At 30.4% G+C, this 15334-nt stretch carries 14 protein-coding genes; 4 read left to right on the top strand and 10 right to left on the bottom strand.

All coding sequences use genetic code 11. From position 1 onward, the window contains the following. Positions 1 to 30: 30 nt before the first annotated feature. Both ACWOA3_RS06100 and ACWOA3_RS06105 read right to left on the bottom strand, forming a co-directional pair. Complete coding sequence (locus tag ACWOA3_RS06100; protein ID WP_003147964.1) at positions 31 to 1977, bottom strand: DHH family phosphoesterase; 1947 nt, start codon at positions 1975 to 1977, stop codon at positions 31 to 33. Positions 1978 to 1979: 2 nt separating this feature from the next. Next, a complete protein-coding gene (locus ACWOA3_RS06105; RefSeq protein ID WP_003147965.1) occupies positions 1980 to 2981 on the bottom strand; it encodes a DUF2232 domain-containing protein in 1002 nt (333 codons plus the stop codon). A gap of 557 nt (positions 2982 to 3538) precedes the next feature. Between ACWOA3_RS06105 and ACWOA3_RS06110 the strand changes: the two genes are divergently transcribed. Both ACWOA3_RS06110 and ACWOA3_RS06115 read left to right on the top strand, forming a co-directional pair. Beyond that, positions 3539 to 4303, top strand: coding sequence for a M15 family metallopeptidase (locus ACWOA3_RS06110; protein ID WP_003147966.1), 765 nt, complete (start codon positions 3539 to 3541; stop codon positions 4301 to 4303). 25 nt (positions 4304 to 4328) lie between these two features. Further along, positions 4329 to 5243, top strand: coding sequence for an SH3 domain-containing protein (locus ACWOA3_RS06115; RefSeq protein WP_003147967.1), 915 nt, complete (start codon positions 4329 to 4331; stop codon positions 5241 to 5243). A 49-nt stretch (positions 5244 to 5292) separates the two neighbouring features. Here the strand turns inward: ACWOA3_RS06115 and ACWOA3_RS06120 are convergent, their stop codons facing one another. From ACWOA3_RS06120 to ACWOA3_RS06130, 3 genes are all read right to left on the bottom strand, one after another. After that, positions 5293 to 6534: an MFS transporter gene (locus ACWOA3_RS06120; RefSeq protein ID WP_456884736.1), complete on the bottom strand. Its 1242-nt coding sequence runs from the start codon at positions 6532 to 6534 to the stop codon at positions 5293 to 5295. Between the two features lie 311 nt (positions 6535 to 6845). Next, a complete protein-coding gene (locus tag ACWOA3_RS06125) occupies positions 6846 to 7442 on the bottom strand; it encodes a ComF family protein (RefSeq protein WP_456884738.1) in 597 nt (198 codons plus the stop codon). A gap of 3 nt (positions 7443 to 7445) precedes the next feature. Next, positions 7446 to 8984 carry a DEAD/DEAH box helicase gene (locus tag ACWOA3_RS06130; protein WP_456884740.1) on the bottom strand — a complete coding sequence of 513 codons (1539 nt, stop codon included), beginning with the start codon at positions 8982 to 8984 and terminating at the stop codon, positions 7446 to 7448. 291 nt (positions 8985 to 9275) lie between these two features. Between ACWOA3_RS06130 and hpf the strand changes: the two genes are divergently transcribed. Both hpf and ACWOA3_RS06140 read left to right on the top strand, forming a co-directional pair. Next, on the top strand, positions 9276 to 9821 hold the full coding sequence (hpf, locus tag ACWOA3_RS06135) for a ribosome hibernation-promoting factor, HPF/YfiA family (RefSeq protein WP_048802184.1): 546 nt from the start codon (positions 9276 to 9278) through the stop codon (positions 9819 to 9821). 377 nt (positions 9822 to 10198) lie between these two features. Continuing rightward, a complete protein-coding gene (locus ACWOA3_RS06140) occupies positions 10199 to 10774 on the top strand; it encodes a DJ-1 family glyoxalase III (RefSeq protein ID WP_456884743.1) in 576 nt (191 codons plus the stop codon). A 53-nt stretch (positions 10775 to 10827) separates the two neighbouring features. Here ACWOA3_RS06140 and ACWOA3_RS06145 read toward each other — a convergent pair whose 3' ends face one another. The 5 genes from ACWOA3_RS06145 to rpsF form a co-directional block, all read right to left on the bottom strand. Next, positions 10828 to 11904, bottom strand: a complete 1077-nt coding sequence (locus ACWOA3_RS06145) for an iron-containing alcohol dehydrogenase family protein (protein WP_456884745.1) — start codon at positions 11902 to 11904, stop codon at positions 10828 to 10830. A 242-nt stretch (positions 11905 to 12146) separates the two neighbouring features. Beyond that, on the bottom strand, positions 12147 to 13364 hold the full coding sequence (locus ACWOA3_RS06150) for an HD domain-containing protein (protein ID WP_456884747.1): 1218 nt from the start codon (positions 13362 to 13364) through the stop codon (positions 12147 to 12149). Positions 13365 to 13469: 105 nt separating this feature from the next. Continuing rightward, positions 13470 to 13718, bottom strand: coding sequence for a 30S ribosomal protein S18 (gene rpsR, locus ACWOA3_RS06155; RefSeq protein WP_003148047.1), 249 nt, complete (start codon positions 13716 to 13718; stop codon positions 13470 to 13472). Between the two features lie 23 nt (positions 13719 to 13741). Beyond that, complete coding sequence (locus tag ACWOA3_RS06160; RefSeq protein ID WP_456884749.1) at positions 13742 to 14314, bottom strand: single-stranded DNA-binding protein; 573 nt, start codon at positions 14312 to 14314, stop codon at positions 13742 to 13744. Positions 14315 to 14327: 13 nt separating this feature from the next. Further along, positions 14328 to 14615 carry a 30S ribosomal protein S6 gene (gene rpsF, locus ACWOA3_RS06165; protein WP_027129919.1) on the bottom strand — a complete coding sequence of 96 codons (288 nt, stop codon included), beginning with the start codon at positions 14613 to 14615 and terminating at the stop codon, positions 14328 to 14330. Positions 14616 to 15334 lie beyond the last annotated feature (719 nt).

Here is a 15334-nt window from a genome sequence, read left to right on the forward strand (position 1 = left end):
ACAATTTCTCCTTTTATCTATGTTTTTATTTTATGATAATATTTTATCGATGGCATCATTTAGTCGTTCTAAAGCTTCGTCTAAATTAATTCCCTCTATTTGAGTTGCTGCGTTGGCAAGATGACCTCCACCACCAAGCTCCTCCATAATTAATTGAACATTTATATTACCTAATGATCTTGCTGAAATTCCAACTTTACCTTCTTCTAAATATCCTATAGCAAAACTACATTCAATTCCTTTAAGAGTTAGAAGTAAGTCTGCACTTTGAGCAAGCATTACATTAGTATAATATTTATCTTCAGGGGCTTTTGCCATTATTATCTCCGGTGTTTTTTGGATAGAATTATTAATAATTTCTACCCTATTCATAAAGTTCTCAAACGGTTCTTTTAGAATTGTTTTTACTCTCGTTGGATCAGCTCCATTACTTCTTAAATAAGCAGCTGCATCAAACGTTCTAGAACCAGTTCTTATTGAGAAGTTTTGAGTATCTACCACTATTCCACCAAGCATAATCGTTGCTGCAATAGGAGTGATTTTTTCTATCTTAGTTTGATACTCTATTAATTCTGCGATTAATTCCGATGCAGATGATGCATAAGGTTCAATGTAAGTTAACAACGGATTAGTAATTATATCCTCACCGCGTCTATGGTGATCAATAATAACTTTTCTATTAGCCTTAGATAATATCGCAGCATCAATAACACGTGATGCATCAGAAGTATCTACAACGATTAATGTTGTTTGAGGAGTCATAAGTTCCCAAGCTTCATCACTATCGACAAACACTTTTGACAATTGTTCATCAGAATTATCAATTTCAAACATTACTTTTTGAATTGTTTCATCTCTGTCACTATCATTTAAAATAATGTAACATTCTTTACCTACTATTTTAGAAAATGTGTAAATCCCTACACAAGCTCCAACAGCATCGAAGTCAGGTCGTTTATGTCCCATTACGATTATTTTATCACTATCACTTACAATATCGGCTAACGCATTAGATACAACACGTGCCTTAATTCTAGTACGTTTTTCTTGTGGATTTGTTTTACCGCCATAAAATCTAATCGTACCATCAACATCTTTCATAGCAACCTGGTCTCCACCACGCCCTAAAGCTAAATCAAGTGAACTCTTCGCAAGTTCTCCTAATTCTGGCAAGAAGTCAGTTCCCATACCTACACCTATACTTAAAGTAATAGGTGCATCGAATTCTTCTTTTAGATTTCTAATAGTATCTAAAATCTGGAATTTTTCTTTTTCTATTTTCTTTAAATCTTTGACATTTAAAAGTCCAATAAATCTATCGTCATCGATTCTTTTTAGATAAATACTATTTTTCTTAGCCCAATCTGTTAAAGTAACAACTACAGTAGCATCTAATCTACTCGCTACTTCATCTTCTAACGAATCATAAACATCTTCATAATTATCAAGACTTAGATTAAGAATAATAGGCCTTGTATCTCTAAATCTCTGCATAACAACTTTACTTTCTGTAATATCAAAGAAGTAAATATAACCACTATCTTTTTGATAGTTAACTTTATAAAATTTACCAAAGATTTCAAACTGATTATCTACCGGAGTTTCCAGTTCAAATAACTCTGAAATTTCCGGCATAAGTTCTAAGATATTTAGACCTTTTATCTCTTCAACTTTTATATTTTTATAGATAAAGTTATTAGCCCATTCAATATTCTTATTTTCATCTATTACAATTATACCAATAGGAAACTTATTAATTCCTTTTTCTGATGAATCTTTTATTCTATTAGTTAATTTACTAATATACCTTTCCATCTGTTCTACAGCTTTTTTCTTCTGAAGAATATAGAATACGAAGATTAAAAGACCTATTAATAAATAAATAACTAAACTAAAAATATCAAATATTCCGCAAAGTATTGCTCCTATTAGAAAAATAGTTGAAATTATCAATTCATATTTTCTTTTTCCATTCATATCTATTCCCCCTTCTTCATAATGATATAACCTTCTCTTAATTTGAATATACTATCTATAAATCCAAGTAATTCAAAAATTGGACTGAAGATTAACATTAAAACAAATGCGATTGGTTTTGCTATAGTGACCTTATTCTTAGTTTTTTGTTCGATAAAGAAATATGCTGTAAACAAACCATTTAGAATAAATGCTAATGCTAGTACACCTGATATATTTTGGAACAATATATTCCAGAAACTATATTTATTTTCATCTAATCCCATCTCAAATAACAATGTAATTAAAGAAACTCCGATGTAAATATAGCCACTTTTCGGGCTTAATGTTACGCGACTAAATCTCGGAAAAGCTGGAATAATCACATATTCTCTAGCCAATAAAGAAAGTGTATATTGTACCATTAATAAACTATATACAAACAACATTATGAATAAAGTTACTGGAAATGTTCTTTGCATGCTTGAGAAACTCTCCAAAACTAAATTTTTATCTACATTTTGATTCATCTCTACCATTGAATTTACATAGTTATTAATAAACTCCAAAATTTGTTTACTATCTATAGTTATATTACCTAATCTTATAGATAAAAATACATATATAGCAATTCCTAAAAATAATACTGTCGCTATTGCTACCACTAAAAATAACTTTGATAAACGTAAATCTATAGTTTTATATATTATATATGCAACAACCATGTGAATCCCAAACCAAAACATCATTATTGGAGATCCTAACAGTGCTAATATTATCCCCCCTGAAACAATTAACGGAAGATACAATTTTAATCCTTTAGCTCCAAGTACGTATGTAAGAGGAAACACAGAAAGAAATGCTGCAACAATTTCGATATTTAGTAATGTCCCTAATAATATTAATAATATATATCCAACTGAATATGCAAATATTTTTAAATTACTAGGTTCTTTAAAGAAAAATCTATTTAACATTGCTTTTGCAATTTCTTTTGTCAATAAATCTGAAATGTTATTATCCAAATTAACACTCCTTTTTCGTTTTTATAATACCCTTAAAAGCAACTCTAACTATATAGGTATCTTTATTATTATATCAAATTTCCCAGTTTTTTTAAAGGAAAATAAAAATATTAGAACTGTTGTCTAGAAAATATTCTAGACTCATATATATTTAATTATAAGTATTATAGATATTATTATTCACTGAATTCCTTTATTAGTTTTCATTGAATCTTTCATCCATATAGCACTTCACAAAACTACTGCTATTCTAAATACTTTAAATAAGAAATACACGAATCTATTCCCTTTCCAAATAATTCTATCTATTTTCTTTTTACTCCTACTTTACGTTTTCTCTATAGAAATTAATCGTCTCATACAAATATCTACCAAATACTATTTATCTTATATTTATTATAAAATTTCAATTTAAACATTGTTTATAATTGACAAAAACCCCTATTCAACTTATCATATTTAATAAGAGCTATATTTAAATTAGTATTTATATTTTTTTTGCATTAATATTATGAATTGAATGCATTTATTATACTTAAAGAAAGGGTTATTTTTTTATGAAAAAATATATTATTACTATCGTTACAGTTACTTTAGTAGTTTTAACTGTCGCTTTAGGTGGTTTTTATTATTTAACTAAAGATGATAAAGCAACAACTCCTAATTCTTCTAATCAAAAACAGGATTCTAAAACTTCTACTAATAAAGAGGACGATAAAAATAAAAACGGTGAGAATGAATCATCAACTATGGGTAAAACTCCAGAAACTGTTACTAAACCTACAGTTATCAACGGTATTATTTTAGCTAACAAAAAACATCCACTACCTGCTAATTATAATCCTGGAGAAGATCCTACAGCTCGACAAAAAGTCAATAAGCTTATTGCTGATGCTCAAGCATTAGGACTTAACGTTTCTAACCAAGTATCAGGTTTCAGAGCTTACGATACTCAAGCTGGGCTTTACAATAATTATGTAGCTGCTCATGGAAAACAAGAAGCAGATAGATTCTCTGCTCGTCCTGGATACAGCGAACACCAAACTGGTTTAGTATTCGACCTTATCGACAATCAAGGTCAACTACTAGGATCAGACGGAACTAACGAAGCCAGTAAAAAGGCTGCTGAATGGTTGGCAAATAACGCACATAAATATGGATATATCGTTAGATACAAACCAGAATTCGTAGATAAGACTGGTTATATGGAAGAAAGTTGGCATATCCGTTACGTTGGAGAAGACATCGCTAAAACAATCCACGAAAAAAATATTTCACTTGAAGAGTATTTAAACGCTCCTGGTGGAGATTACGCTAACTAAAATATTATTAAAAAAGGAGAATTAAATGAATAGAAATAGTCAAGGTCCAAACAACCAAAACTTCAATAATCAAAATTTTGATCCTAACTACAATTACGATCCAAATATGGATAACACTCAATACAATAATCAAGGTTATGATCAACAATATCAAAACACTCAATACCAAAACACACAGTATCAACAACCTCAAGATTATAATAACCAACAACAAAACTATAACGTTCCTCCTATGTATATGGAAGAACCTAAAGAGAAAAAGAAAAGTATTATCCCAGTTGTATTAACAGCTATCATCACTTTTATAGTACTAGTTGTAGGATTATACTTTGGTTATAATAAATTCTTGAAAAAAGAAAATGTTATCGACTTAGCTACATATGAAGTAAACTTCGTAACATATGGTGCTGAAGGTGAAGGAAAACCTGAAGTTGATATCAAAAAAGTTCCTGAAGTTGATAACTCAAATGCAGAAATCTCAAACTTATTATCAAACCCAGATATTTCATTTGATAAACAAAGCAATTTAAAAAATGGTGACAAAGTAGAAGTAACTATTTCATTAAATAAAAATACAGTAAACAAATTAAAACTTAAAACAACAGGAGAATTTAAACGTACATTCACTGTTAATGGTTTAAACGAAAAAGCTAAAGAAAAAGAAACTATCATCGTTAAAGAAAGTTCTTCTAGACCTTCAGCTTCTAGCTCTTCAAGTTCTAGAAGTCGTCGTAGTGATGAGCGTACAGCTTATGTTAAACCATCAGCTGGGGTTAACTTAAGAAGTTCTTCTAACGACTCAAGTAGTATCATTACTACTATTCCAGTAGGACGTTCTGTTTACCAACACTATATCGAAGTGAACTCAGAAGGTGAAGCATGGGCTTATGTTTCATACGGAGGAAGTAATGGTTGGATTAGAGCCGACCTAATCGGATAATAGATTCAAAACAAAAAAGTTGATTCACAAAATCGTGAATCAACTTTTTTTAATTATCTCTAACTTTGATTTTAACCATAAGCATACTTACTATAGTTATTCCTATTACTATCAAGAATATTGCTTTACTTTGCGTGAAACCAAATAGACCATTTTTAACATTTTTAGCAATCCAAACATAAACATAATCTCCGTAATAAATTCCTAATGCGAAGAATGCTTGATATATCCCCATACTTACATTGCGGTATTCTCTATCAAAATATTGCATAGCAAGTGAAATAAGTGCGTTATATGCACCTCCATACCCTAATCCGTTAAGAATATAACTGAAATAAATAACATACGGATTATTTACATACAGTGCTATTACGTAGAATGCTAATGAACACCCTAATAAGAATAATAAGGTTTTTTGAATACCCCATTTTCTAGTGAAATACACTCCCACAAGAACCCCTGCAATGAGCTGAGGGACAGCAAAGACTGCATCCATATACGCAAGCATAAGTGGCGTCATGTTTAGCTCTGTTTTACCATAAGCTATCATATTAGCTCCACTTGTTGAGAATTTAATAAATGAAAGTAACAATGCTAATAAACAAATATAAATAAAACTCTTATGCTTAATTACTACTTTTACTTTATCAAATGAGAAATCACTATCGATTGGGCGATAATCTTTCATCATAAATGATAATATGAACGTTACTACCGCTATAACTCCCGCTACTATCCACATATAATCAAAGTGTTTATATGTATTCATAGTGAAAACATATTGTATCGGTGCAGCGATAAATTCAGCTAATAACGGTGCTACAGATAATATCGAAACTGATACCGCAGCCTTATCTCTCGAAAATGTTTCTGAGAAAATAACATTAAATAAGGCAAGCATTGTTGCACTTATACCTAAAGATAATGAAGATAGGTATAACGTCACATAACTTCCGTTAAATGCAACTAAAAACGATGTTACAATTAGTAAAAATAATGAAATCTGTACGAATATTTTTCTTCTCTTAAAAATATCACTCGCTAAAAACATCGGCAACCTTACAATTAAACTCATAAGTCCATACCCTGCAGCAATCTGTGCAGCAAGTACAGGAGTTAACGAAAGTCCCCCTTGTTCAATCGGCGTTATGGCATATAATTTTCTATATGCTCTAATAATACTTATTGCCGACCAAAATAAAACTAATATCCAGAATATAATAATTTGATCTTTATTTAATTCAAATTTCTTAGATAAGAAAACTACTAAAATTAAAATTAATGCGATCATTATAAATGAAAATAAAATTTTTGTTTTAACCATCTCCTAGCTGTATAATTTGAGGTTGCTCCAAAAGTTCTAAAAATTAACATAATTTATATGAGAACTCATAGACGCAGTGGTTTATTGATATCTAAATGCGCTTTATAAGAGCTTTTTAGATATCTAATAAACCGTGCGGGGGTGACTCGACAAAATCGATTTCTACGAAATCACGATTTTTGAGTCACTCCCAACCTTTCTAAGACAACATTTAAAATCAACTTTAACATTATACCACAAATATCTAAGTTGTTAAGTAAAAAATACTCAGATTATTATTATATTACTTTCGATAACGTTAAAAAACTTATATTTATCTTTGGATAAAGTTCTCTTATAGTTTTAGCACAACCTAGTAAGGTATTACCACTTGTAAATATATCATCAATAATCAACATACTTCTAACTGTTCCCAAATTTTGTCCATTAGGTAGAATATAGTATTTATTCTCCCCTCTCTCTTTATGAAGTTTCGCCTGTTTTTCTCTATATTCACAGCCTAGTATCTTCTCAAAATTAATGTCGCACATTTTGCATAGCTGTTCAATATGATCAAATCCACGTATAATCTCCCGAATCTCATTAGCAGGTACAATCGTTATCAAATCAAACTTATTTAAAGATAGAAATTGTTTAAATAAATTTTTAAACTTCAGCGCACACGCTACATCTCCAAAATATTTTATCGAATAAATATCATCTTTGACAAACTCATAATCGGAGAAATAATAAAGAGTGTATTCTCCTACTTCTAAAACATTAATATCAAGATGTACCTTACATTCAGCACACAGTTGAAATTTTTCTCTTGTTTTGAAAATTGTATCGAAACCTAACTTACTCCTAATTTCCGATCCACAAAAACTACAATTCATAATCTACCTCCTATTTAACTTCCTATATTTAGCCAGGTTATTCATGTATTCTATTTCCTTAATCGCCGATTTCATCTCCCCGCTAATTTTATCCGATAAAAATACTATATCCCCACTATTATCATAATCCTTTCTTCCTACTCTTCCCGAAATTTGAATTAATGCCGATTTTGTGAAATTTATATGTTTTGCATCAAAAACTATCACATCTAGATAATCAAAAGTAACACCGCGTTCTAATATAGTAGTAGTTACAAGAATATCTATTTTCCTATCATAATACGCCCTGATCTTTTCACTCCTATTTTCATCTTCACTATACACAAAATCTATAATAATATCGTCTGAAAAAATATTTTTAAGATAAAGTACTGCTGTCTCACACATTCCTATTTCAGGGACAAATATCAAAATTCGTCTATCTCTAGCTAATCTTTCTTTTATAAATTTTTCTATAAATTTAGATTTCTTCGTAAAATCAAACACCTCTGTCTTTTCAATTTTAATTTTCGGAACAGGCAACAAATATCTATGGTATCTTATAGGTATTTTAATAACTTCATCGACACTAGCTTTAATTTTATTTGAAGGCGTAGCTGATAAAAACATAAATACCCCTTTATTTTTCAAACTTGTTTTTGCACCATTTTCTAAACATTCATCTCCTGAATACGGAAAAGCATCCACCTCATCAATTATCATTATATCAAAATAATTGTAGTATTTCACAAGTTGATGAGTAGTCATTATATAAAAATTAGATTCTTCTAGTACCTTCTCTTCTCCGTGTAAGACGTTTATAGGATAACCACTAAAATCGCGAGAAAATCTTTCAAATAATTCTTTAACTACATCTCTCCTTGGAATAGCTAAGCAAATAGTTTTATTTTCTAGGATCGCTTGATAAATCACCTCGTAAACTATTTCTGTCTTTCCCGCTCCACAAACAGCCCAAACTAGTGTACTTAAATCTTTTCTAGTATTCTCTACCAACCCTATACTCGCTAGTTCCTGAATATCACTCAGCTTTACACTTGGTCGTTTAGGTGCCTCAATTTTTGATACTGGAATATTAACATGAAATTTTATAAAATTATCATCACTTCTTCCAAAAGAAATACATCTCCTACAATATGTAGTCTTCAGATTATTATTTTCAAAACTAAAAAATAAATTTTGATCTCTATTATCACATTGTAGACAATGATATTTATCCCCTACCAACTCAACTGAATACAACTTTTGGATATACGGACAATTATCTAAACAGTGTAATTTAATTTTTAAATTGAGTAATCTAGAAATAGACAAAAGCAGCCCATCGTACTTCTTCAAAAAAGTTAAATCACTTTCTTTCAAAGTATAGACTGCTCCTGTAATTATCTCATCATAAATTTCTTCAAAATCATCGTTTCTTTTCCCAAAACTATCATAACTGTCTTTGATTCTTCTATAATTAATTTTTTTCTCATAGTCATCCATTTTTGAATAATAAATTATATAAAGTGCTTCTATAAATTCACAGTACTCCCTAAAAAACATTATTTCTCCACTCCTTATCTGTAAATATTTATTAAATTTTCAGATTATTTTTACTCATTTAGTTAACATCTTAAGCTTTTACAATTCTTTCTAACTTCTATGTTTGCTATATTTAATTTTATTTTAACAAAAATATATTTATAAAGCAAAATAAATATCCATTTTATAAAAGCGACATTTTTATGCAAACTATATTGCTAACGTTATCAAAAAGTGGTATAATAAAACTATAAAAAGAGGGGGAACCCCCTATAAAGTAGCTAGGCTACTTTATGAAAGGAGTGCTTTAAAATGTTAAGATATCAAGTACGAGGAGAAAATTTAGAGATTACTCAAGCAATTAGAGAGTATGTTGAAAACAAAGTTTCTAAATTAGAAAAATACTTTGCTGACAGTTTAGAAGCAAACGTTTATGCTAATGCTAAAGTATACAAAAATAATAAGAAAAAAATTGAAATCACTGTGCCACTTAAAGGTGTAACACTTCGTGCAGAAGAAACTAACGAAGATTTATACGCAGCTGTTGATTTAGTTGTAGACAAACTTGAACGTCAAATGAGAAAACACAAAACTAAAATCAATAGAAAAGGACGCGAAAAAGGATTTGTTGAAGAAAATCTTCTTACTAACGAGTTAGAAGAAGCTGAAGAAACTGCATTAGATTTCGGTAAAGTTAAACAACTTAAAGTAGAACCAATGACAAGAGAAGAAGCTGTATTCCAAATGGAACTTCTAGGACACGATTTCTTCGCATTCTTAGACAGCAATACAAACGAAATTTCAGTAGTATACAAACGCCGTGACACTGGATACGGAGTTCTAGAAATTTCTAAATAATTAACAATGAGTTTAAACTTAATCAACCATCTTCCGTAGGTGGTTGATTTTTCTTTATAAATACAATAAAATAAAACTAATAAGAAATGATATACGATATAGAAGAAACACTCTCTTATATGTATTTTTTCTGTACTCTTATTGTATCCAATTAGTTTTTTATTCCCCTTACTATTTTATAGTAGCTAAAGTAAAACACAATAGTGTTTTACTGCGAAGAAATAAGACTACAGGCTTATTTCTTAACCGGAATATCCTTTTGTACAACAAAAGATATGGAGGTGTCGCAAGCTACACAAAAATAGTAAGGAGAGAAAATATAAACTTGCAAATTACCTTTTCTATAACTACATACAATACCATTAGGAGGATTTTTTATGACTAAAAAAGTTGCTTTATTCGTTGAAAACGGAAGTGAGGAATTAGAATTTATCGCACCTCTCGATATATTACGCCGTGCTAATATTCATGTTGATCTAATTTCTGCCAACAACGAAGATCACATAACAAGCTCACACGATGTGAAAATAATAGTAGATAAAAAAATTAACGATATCGACAACATCCTTGACTATGATGCTATAGTAATCCCTGGTGGAATGCCTGGAAGCACACTACTTCGCGACAACGATAAGATAATTGAATTTTATCAAGAAATGTATAACAACGGAAAACTTGTTGCAGCTATCTGTGCCGCACCTATCGTTTTAAGCAAAGCGGGTATACTAGAAGATAAAGAAGTAACTTCTTATCCAGGATTCGATAAAGAAATAAACTGCAAAACATACAATAACGAAAAAGCGGTAATCGTTGATAAAAATGTAATTACTGCCCAAGGCCCAGCTGTCGCAATTCTATTCGGTTACGAAATCGTTAATTATCTACCTCAAGACGATACTGCACAAAACATTAGCAACGCTATGCTAGTACCAGTATTAAAAAACAACTTATAAAACACAAAAATTAAGACCTCAGATTAACTTATCCGAGGTCTTTTACCATTTTATTATTTTGTTAATTCTTCTAATTCTTTCATCGCATTAAATACAACTTCTGGAGTACAAACATCAACTGCAAGTTTAAATGTTTCTTTTTCACTAGCTGCAAATTCTGCAATTTTCTTCATTTTTTCTTCTACATCTTCAGTTACATTAACACAAGCTAAGTTGTAAGCTAAGTTATTGTCTTTATAGAATGGAACAAGTTTCTCAACTTCTTCTCTCTTACCTTCAGCAAGTAATTGAACTAAGATGCCATAAGATACTTTTGTACCATGTAACACAGAGTGTGTTTCTTTAACTAAACTCATACCATTGTGAACTGCGTGAGCTCCTGCCATACGTCCATAGTGAACACCGAAGCATCCAACACATCCTGAGATTGCAAATACTGTGTCTACAGCATTTTTGAAACTTTCTGTTACTTCACCTTTTTCCATAGCTTCTAATGCACCATTAGCATCACGTAAAAGTACATCACGAGTGATTTTAGCTGCTTCTAATCCCATTCTTACAAACGGATCGTTAAATTTATTATTTCTTTCTATTAAAACTACTGCTTCATACCATTTAGCTAAAGTATCACCGATACCTGCTACGAAATATTCTTTTGGAGATTCTAATAATAAATCTAAGTCTGCCACACAAGCATACGCAGTACGTTTAAAGTATGCAACTTCTCTAAATGTGTGGTCTGGGTGATAAACCGCAGCTACAGGTGCATAAGGTGCACAAGTTGCGATTACTGTTGGTACTGTCATATACTCAACGTTTAAGTTTTGCGCTACACCTTTGGCAGTGTCGATAACACGACCTCCACCTACTCCAAGAACTACGTCAACACCTTCACCAAATTCATCTGCAATACGTTGCATATCTTCAAAAGATGCCGATCCATCATATTTTGCTACTCTAAATTCTCTATTTCCTTTATAAAATTTTGTAAACGCCGCGTAAGATTTTTCTCCAGTAACAAGCAAAGGAGTTTTAAACCCTTCTAATCTATTATCAAGTGCAGACAATGCCCCGCTTCCTGAAATATATTCACTTACCCCTGGTCTCGCTACATTTGCTAATTCAAACATTTTACATCTCTCCTTTGTTGTTAATTTATTTTTGTTTTTTATAATGTAATTATGATTATAACATTTCCGAAAACTAAAATCAATAGTAAGTTAAAAATATTTTATTTTCTGACAATTATTATAAAAATTTAAAATTATACTCTTTAAACCCAATAATAAAACAAGGTAACATAGAAATATTTCTTATCAAAAGAGCACATTTCTCTTTCCAAACACTTCCATATTACCTTAAAAATTTTATTTTATCTTGGGAAAAATATAGTTCCCTCTTTTTTAGTCTGACCTTTTGTTATAGATTCAACGATAGTACTCGCTTTTTCAAGAGCAACTATTTGTCCATCTAATTTCTCAATTAAAATTTTTCTACCTTTATACGGGCTATAGACACTCGCTTCCACATTCTCTATCCTTAAATAATATTGTTCATTATAACCATTCTCACGTAGCATATTTTGAATTTGAGCTAAATTCTCTTCATTATAATCTACATACTCGAAAAGTTTTCTATTTTGCAATCTTTTCGCTAAGTCTGCAGCTATCGCATCAGCTTTATCTTGAATAAGAGCACAACAGTATAATAACGAATTCTCATCTAATCTGAAATACTCTTCTTCACTAACCTCAGATTTCTCTAAAAATGGAACAAGCACTCTCATATCTTCAAAATAATCTTTATTATCTTTAAAAATATCTTTCAGTCTATTAAACAACTGAATAAAAACTGCTTCATAACTTCTAGCTACAGGATGATAGTAAACCTGCCAATACATTTGGTATCTCGCCATAATATAATCTTCCACACTATGGATACCAGTATGTTTTACTACAATTACCTTCCTACCTTCACTCGTCTTTCTAACGCGCATCGTGCGCAATATTCTTTCTAGATCAAATTGTCCATAACTTGTAGCTGTGAAGTAAGAATCACGTAGTAGATAATCCATCCTATCAGCATCGAGTTGTCCAGAAACTATCTGATTCAATATATCATTTTCATGAGTATGTTGAATAATAGAAACTATATCTTCAGGCAATTTTTTAGATACTGCTCGTAAAATAGAATTAAGTTCAGTATTCCCCAATATAATTTTCGCCGTATATTCCTCATGACTATGATTAGTTACATGTTCAAATGCATGGGAAAACGGACCATGTCCAACATCATGTAACAACCCCGCAAGCATCACGCACACTTTTTCATATTCAGTTAATTCAACACATAAAGACTTTACCTCAGTTACCATCCTTCTAACAATCTCATATACCCCTAACGAGTGAGAAAATCTTGAATGTTCCGCTGTTGGATAAACTTGAAAATCTCCTCCTAATTGTCTAATACGGCGTAATCTTTGAAACTCCTTACTATCAAGACAATTCCAAATTACTTCATAGTGAATATGAATATAACTATGCACTGGATCTTTTAATACCTTAGTTTCATCTAATCTTTTTAATTCCATCCCTTTTCCCCCTATCATATCCTATAATTTTTACTATATTTCTCTCTTATTATATCAAAGCACAAAAAAAAGACAAGCCTAAGCTCATCTTTTTCACTTTTATTCTTATTTTTCGTCTACTACGTATGGTAAAAGTGCCATGTGTCTAGCTCTTTTAATTGCTGTAGTTAACATTCTTTGGTACTTAGCTGAAGTACCTGTTACACGACGTGGTAAGATTTTTCCACGTTCAGAGATGAATTTTTTAAGTAATTCTACATCTTTGTAGTCGATAAATTCTACGTTATTTTTAGTGAAATAACATACTTTTTTACGACGACGCATGTTGTTACGACGATTGTTATTTACTGCCATTGTGCATGTCCTCCTATGTAATTTTAGTCTTCTTTAAACGGATTTACTACATCCTGCATGAAGTCATCATCTAGATTACTTGGGAAGTTTTCCCCAAAATCAGAGAATGATGAACTGTCATTAATAAAATCTTGCATAGCTGAATTAGCTTGTCCAAAGTTTTGATTAGTATTGTTGTTATAATAATTTTGATTATTGTTATTATACGCTGGTTGAGATTGAGGTTGATTAAAACTCATAGAATCAAAACCATTATTTTGTCTACTATGTGAGCTGTTTTTAGATTCAAGGAATTGAACACTTTCTGCTACTACTTCAGTAACATAAACTGTGTTTCCATCTTTACCTTGATAATTTCTAGTCTGTATTCTACCTTCGACTGAAACTTGACTTCCACGTCCTAAGAAACGCGCCATATTTTCTGCTTGCTTTCTAAAAGCTACACAGTTAATAAAATCTGTCTGTCTTTGACCATTTTGGTCAGTGAATGTTCTGTTTACAGCTACTGTAAAGTAAAGCATTGGAAGATTCGAACTAGAATATCTCAATTCTGGATCTTTAGTTAATCTACCTACTAATACTACACGATTTACCATAGTATTTCACCCCTTATTTTTCTAATCTTACTACCATGTGACGGATGATGTCATCGCTAATTTTTGCTAAACGATCGAATTCTTTTGTAGACGCATCTGTTTCTGAAGTTAATTCTACTACATAGTAGTAAGCATCACTGAAGTCTTCGATTTCATAAGCTAGGCGTTTTTTACCTAAATCTTTAACTTCTACTGCTTCTGCACCTTCTGAAAGAATATTTACGAATCTATCAACCACAGCTTTTTTAGCTTCTTCATCGATACGTGGTTGAACAGCAAACATTACTTCATATTTTCTCATGTGTGTGTTACCTCCTTTTGGTCTTTGCGACTCTCTAGTTTACTAGAGAGTAAGGAGTAATAAAATTACTCTAGCGATTATTATATCAAGTATAAAAATAAAAATCAACTAATAACTATGTATTTTTTAAATATTTTTTAATTTAATCATCGTTAGTAAATACAAGTAAATCATAAATATAATTCATGTTAAATATTTACTGAAAAAATTACAGTCTAGCTCCCTCACCAATTTAATTACTTCTTAAGTTAGACTACGATAAATATACTTGTTATTCTTTTCTTCTATTATAATACACAATTCCTTTTAATATCAATTGATAAACGTTATCAATATATGAAACTTTATTTTTAATATTATATTTAACTATTCAAAACAAAAACACTCTCCATAATCTGTTATATAATAATTATTTTGTATAATGTAAGATAACATTGAAAACAATTATTATCAAAGTAATTTATTTATATAATAGAAATATAATATTAAATTCAAAAATACCTACACCATTAATTTGTACATTCAAATTTTATATGAAAATATATATTTTATCTAGGTTTTTTAGTTATATAACAGGTATTTACATCGATTAATTGTAGGTGTAAAATATAAATGTAAACAAATAAGAGGTGTTTATAACAAAAATTAAATGATAATTATCCACTATTATACTTTACAGATATTCTCATTATTTCTGTTATAAATTCCTGAATTAAAAG

The organism is Gemella taiwanensis, from assembly GCF_054054385.1.

Coding starts and splice junctions, on each gene's coding strand:
- ACWOA3_RS06100 (WP_003147964.1), bottom strand. CDS start 1,977: ATGAATGGAAAAAGAAAATATGAATTGATAATTTCAACTATTTTTCTA.
- ACWOA3_RS06110 (WP_003147966.1), top strand. CDS start 3,539: ATGAAAAAATATATTATTACTATCGTTACAGTTACTTTAGTAGTTTTA.
- ACWOA3_RS06115 (WP_003147967.1), top strand. CDS start 4,329: ATGAATAGAAATAGTCAAGGTCCAAACAACCAAAACTTCAATAATCAA.
- ACWOA3_RS06120 (WP_456884736.1), bottom strand. CDS start 6,534: ATGATCGCATTAATTTTAATTTTAGTAGTTTTCTTATCTAAGAAATTT.
- ACWOA3_RS06125 (WP_456884738.1), bottom strand. CDS start 7,442: ATGAATTGTAGTTTTTGTGGATCGGAAATTAGGAGTAAGTTAGGTTTC.
- ACWOA3_RS06130 (WP_456884740.1), bottom strand. CDS start 8,984: ATGTTTTTTAGGGAGTACTGTGAATTTATAGAAGCACTTTATATAATT.
- hpf (WP_048802184.1), top strand. CDS start 9,276: ATGTTAAGATATCAAGTACGAGGAGAAAATTTAGAGATTACTCAAGCA.
- ACWOA3_RS06140 (WP_456884743.1), top strand. CDS start 10,199: ATGACTAAAAAAGTTGCTTTATTCGTTGAAAACGGAAGTGAGGAATTA.
- ACWOA3_RS06145 (WP_456884745.1), bottom strand. CDS start 11,904: ATGTTTGAATTAGCAAATGTAGCGAGACCAGGGGTAAGTGAATATATT.
- ACWOA3_RS06150 (WP_456884747.1), bottom strand. CDS start 13,364: ATGGAATTAAAAAGATTAGATGAAACTAAGGTATTAAAAGATCCAGTG.
- rpsR (WP_003148047.1), bottom strand. CDS start 13,718: ATGGCAGTAAATAACAATCGTCGTAACAACATGCGTCGTCGTAAAAAA.
- ACWOA3_RS06160 (WP_456884749.1), bottom strand. CDS start 14,314: ATGGTAAATCGTGTAGTATTAGTAGGTAGATTAACTAAAGATCCAGAA.
- rpsF (WP_027129919.1), bottom strand. CDS start 14,615: ATGAGAAAATATGAAGTAATGTTTGCTGTTCAACCACGTATCGATGAA.